This window comes from Nonomuraea sp. 3N208, from assembly GCF_052245935.1.
Classification (GTDB): domain Bacteria; phylum Actinomycetota; class Actinomycetes; order Streptosporangiales; family Streptosporangiaceae; genus Nonomuraea.
Map to the genome: position 1 here is coordinate 1 of NZ_JBQQBR010000118.1, position 3,820 is coordinate 3,820.

At 70.2% G+C, this 3,820-nt stretch carries 5 protein-coding genes; all 5 read right to left on the bottom strand.

The genetic code is table 11. From position 1 onward, the window contains the following. Nucleotides 1-114 precede the first annotated feature (114 nt). On the bottom strand, nt 115-453 hold the full coding sequence (locus ACTWPT_RS59610) for a Uma2 family endonuclease (protein WP_443186409.1): 339 nt from the start codon (nt 451-453) through the stop codon (nt 115-117). 63 nt (nt 454-516) lie between these two features. Further along, complete coding sequence (locus ACTWPT_RS59615) at nt 517-1,155, bottom strand: adenosylcobinamide amidohydrolase (protein ID WP_443186410.1); 639 nt, start codon at nt 1,153-1,155, stop codon at nt 517-519. Continuing rightward, nucleotides 1,152-1,925 carry an ABC transporter ATP-binding protein gene (locus ACTWPT_RS59620; RefSeq protein ID WP_443186411.1) on the bottom strand — a complete coding sequence of 258 codons (774 nt, stop codon included), beginning with the start codon at nt 1,923-1,925 and terminating at the stop codon, nt 1,152-1,154. The genes ACTWPT_RS59615 and ACTWPT_RS59620 overlap by 4 nt, the downstream gene beginning before the upstream one ends. After that, nucleotides 1,922-2,956 carry a FecCD family ABC transporter permease gene (locus tag ACTWPT_RS59625; RefSeq protein ID WP_443186412.1) on the bottom strand — a complete coding sequence of 345 codons (1,035 nt, stop codon included), beginning with the start codon at nt 2,954-2,956 and terminating at the stop codon, nt 1,922-1,924. The genes ACTWPT_RS59620 and ACTWPT_RS59625 overlap by 4 nt, the downstream gene beginning before the upstream one ends. A 2-nt stretch (nt 2,957-2,958) precedes the next feature. Continuing rightward, on the bottom strand, nt 2,959-3,820 hold an 862-nt coding region (locus tag ACTWPT_RS59630; RefSeq protein ID WP_443186413.1), incomplete at its 5' end, for an ABC transporter substrate-binding protein.

Below are 3,820 nucleotides of genomic sequence, written 5' to 3' on the forward strand. Positions count from 1 at the left end.
ATCGATCTCGCGTACACGAACCCGTTCAGCCACACCCAGAAGTCTGAAACGATCACGCCGACCGAGAGGAGACCTCGATCGGCGTGTCGTCACAAAAAGGGCAAACGTGACCGGCTACGGCACTAGTAGGAGATCGCTGGGCGCGAACATGAGCCCTACCGCGTCCGCCACCGCCACGGGCACCACGACAAGGTCAGGGATGTAGAAGTCCTCGTTGCTTGGGCGGACGTTGACGGTTGACAGAGGCTCCAGCTCAGGCGGCGCCGCATCATCGAGAATGCGCTGCAGCCGGAAGATAATGCGCTGGTGTAGGGGGGTAGGGGCAGGACTCACCACTAGGCTCCCGTTGAAGAGCTCATAATGCTTTCCGTCGACCGGAAACCTCAGCAGCTCATCGACAGTGAGCGTCCTTGGAAGGACTACGCGCCCCCGGGTCGGTTCGATCGTTGCCATTGCGGTCACCCACTCAGTATCGGGAGTCTCGCCCTCGCCCACATGCTACTTCCCCAAACTTCTTCACCCTGAGTCACGAGGACGCCACGCTTCGGCGCCGCGCCGCACCGCCGCATGCACCGCCCGCGCCGCGCGGGCACCCCACTCCGACCGCGGCCCCCCGAACAACTCCTCCGGCCCCTCAACCGGCACGGCCACGCACACCGCGTCCGACGCCGTCCCCGTGCCCGCGAACCCCGCCTCGATCAACGCCTGCGACTTGGCCTCCGTGACCGTCATCACGGCGTTCACCAGGGCCGCGTCCGTCATGGCGACAGGCACCACGGTCACGATGTTGACGGTCCCCACCCGCATGGGAGCCAGCTCAGGGTCCTGGAAACCCTCTGGGGCGGCCGCCCAGGTGGGCACCCGCAGCCCCACGGTCGCGAAGGCCTCCACTCCGCCATCGGAGGCCCGCACGTACCGGTCCACCGACGCGGCGGTCATCATGCCGACCCCGTCTCCCCCAGGCCCTAACGAGCGGAGGTGATCGACCGGGTCCATGCGCTCATACCCGGCCACGACCTGGGCGTTCAGCACCCATTCCCGCACCCCGATTCCCCCGCCGAGCATCGCCGAGGAGATCATCCGCCACCCGGGCCCGAACTCCCACAGCAGCGCCCCGAGCCGGACCCCCTCCTCCACCCGATACGTCAGCTTCACGATCCTCCCCGGACCAGATGCACGACCGGCCGCCCGTCGGGCCCGGGCTCGATCTTGACATGGGCGTCGAAGTGCCGTCCCACCAAGTCCTCGGTCAGCACCTGGGCGGGCTTGCCCGAGGCGGCCGCGTGCCCATCGGCGAGCAGCAGCAGCGCGTCGGCGAACAGGCCCGCGACCGTCAGGTCGTGCAGGGTGGTGACGACGGTGAGCCCGTCGGCCCGCCTGAGCCGGTCCACCAGCTCCAGCACCTGCTGCTGGTGCCCGAGGTCGAGCGCGGTCGTCGGCTCGTCGAGCAGCAGCACCGGCGCCTGCTGAGCGAGCGCCCTGGCCAGCACGACCCGCTGCCGCTCCCCGCCTGACAGCTCTCCGACGTGGCGCGTGGCGAGCGCGGTGAGGTCCAGCCGGTCGAGCACGGACGCGGCGACCTCCCGGTCGTGGCGGCTCTCGCGCCCCAGATACGGGATGTACGGCGTCCGCCCCAGCAACGCGTAGTCGAAGACTGTCATGTCAGGCGGCAGGGCAGGTGCCTGGGGCGCGTACGCCAGCAGCCTGGCCCGTTCCCGCGGCTTCAGCCCCGCGCCGGGGCGCCCGGACAGCGTGACCTCGCCCCGGTGCGCGACCAGCCCCATGACGGCCTTGAGCAGGGTGGACTTGCCGGCCCCGTTGGGCCCGATGATCGCCAGCCATTCGCCCTTGCGTACCCGCAGATCGACGTCGCGGACGACCTCGCGCTCGCCGAGCCGTACGGACAGGCCCCGGGTCTCGATCATGTGACCGCCCGCCGGGTCATGCGCAGGACCCCCACGAAGAACGGCGCCCCCACGAACATCGTCACCACGCCGATCGGCAGCTCGGCCGGCGCGAGCACAGTGCGGGCGACGAGGTCGGCCAGCACCAGGAACGCCGCGCCGCCGATGAGCGACAGCGGCAGCACGATCCGATACGAGCCGCCCGCCAGCCGCCGTACGACGTGTGGCACGACGATGCCGACGAATCCGATCAGACCGCTCACGGCCACGGCCGCCGCGGTGGCCAGCGAGGCCGCCAGCAACACCGTGAAGCGCACTCTGGCGGCTCGCAGGCCCAGGCTCGTGGCCTCCTCGTCGCCCACGGACAGCACGTCGAGCATGCGCCCGTGCAACAGGAGCAGGACGGCGGAGACGGCGGCGTACGGGAGCACCAGCCACAGCTGGTCCCATCCGCCTCCGACGTCGCCGAGGATCCACGAGTAGATGCGCTGCAGCTCCTCGACCTTGAACTGCTGCACGAACGTCTGGATCGCGGTCAGGAACGACGTGACCGCCACCCCGGCCAGCACCAGCGTGGCGGTGCCGCCGGCCCGCCCGGCCGTGTTGCCGAGCGTGTAGGCCAGGAACACGCCGCCCACGGCCCCCAGGAAGGCCGCGACCGGAATGCTGCCCGCCACGGAGGGCAGCGCCACGATGGCCAGCGTCGTGGCGAGCCCCGCCCCGGCGGCGGCGCCCAGCAGGTACGGGTCCGCGAGCGGGTTGCGGAACACCCCCTGGTACGCGGCCCCCGCCATGGCCAGCAGCCCGCCGACCACGGCGGCGACGAGCACCCGGGGCAGGCGGAGCTCGTACAGCAGCCCTTGCTCGACGGGCGCGAGTCCCGAGTCGACGTGGACGAGTGGCAGCCAGTCCACCGCCTGGAGCACCACCCGCCACGGCGAGATGTCCGCGGCCCCGTCGAGGAGCCCGGCGACCATGGACAGGGCCAGCACGCCCAGGGCGCCCGCCACCCAGAGGGGTCTGGCCCTGGACGGGCCGGCCTGCGTGGTCATGGTCAGCTCGTGCCGGCCTTGGACACGGCGGCGCCGATGGTCTCGGCGAGCTCGACGATGCGCGGCCCCCACCGGGAGGCGATGTCGTCGTCGAGCTCGATCACCCGGTCGTTCGTGATGGCCGACAGGCTCTTCCAGCCCGGCCGCTTGGCCAGGGTCTCCTTGTTCTGCTGGCAACACTTGACGTCGGCCAGGAAGATCAGGTCAGGATCGGCCTGGGCCACGAACTCGGCCGACAGCTTGGGGTAGCCGCCGGCCGCGTCGGGCGCCTTGTCCGCGATGTTGGTGAGGCCGAACATCGAGTAGATCTGCCCGATGAAGGTCTGCGAGGTCGCCGCGTACGGCGTCTGGTCGAGCTCGTGGTAGTAGGTGAGCTTCTTGTCCTTGGGTGCCTCGGCGGCCAGCTTCTCCATGGCCGCCTTCATGCCGGAGACGACCTCTTCGGCCTTGGCCTTGTTGCCGGTGGCCGCGCCGAGCTCGCTGATCTCCTCGTACGCCTCGTCGATCTTGGTCGCGGCGGGCTGGAGCAGGACCGGCACGTTGACCTTGCCGAGCTCGGCGACCACCTTGTCGAGGTCGTCGGAGACGATGACCAGGTCGGGCTTCTGAGCCACGATGGCCTCGACGTTCGGCTTGAAGCCGGACAGGTCGGTCTTGGGGGCCTCGGGCGGGTAGTTGGAGTTGTCGTCGACCGCGACGACCTGGGCTCCCGCGCCGATGGCGAACAGGGTCTCGGTGTGGGTGGCCGAGAGCGAGACGATTCGCTCCGGCTTCTTGGTGAGGGTGACCTTGCCGTTGGCCGCCTCAATGGTGACGGGGAAGTCCGCCGAGGCAGAGGTGGGGGCGGGGGCAGAGGTGCTGGCG

Bases quoted from the DNA above. Each gene is read 5' to 3' on its own strand.
- ACTWPT_RS59610 (WP_443186409.1), bottom strand. From the start codon at position 453: ATGGCAACGATCGAACCGACCCGGGGGCGCGTAGTCCTTCCAAGGACG.
- ACTWPT_RS59620 (WP_443186411.1), bottom strand. From the start codon at position 1,925: ATGATCGAGACCCGGGGCCTGTCCGTACGGCTCGGCGAGCGCGAGGTC.
- ACTWPT_RS59625 (WP_443186412.1), bottom strand. From the start codon at position 2,956: ATGACCACGCAGGCCGGCCCGTCCAGGGCCAGACCCCTCTGGGTGGCG.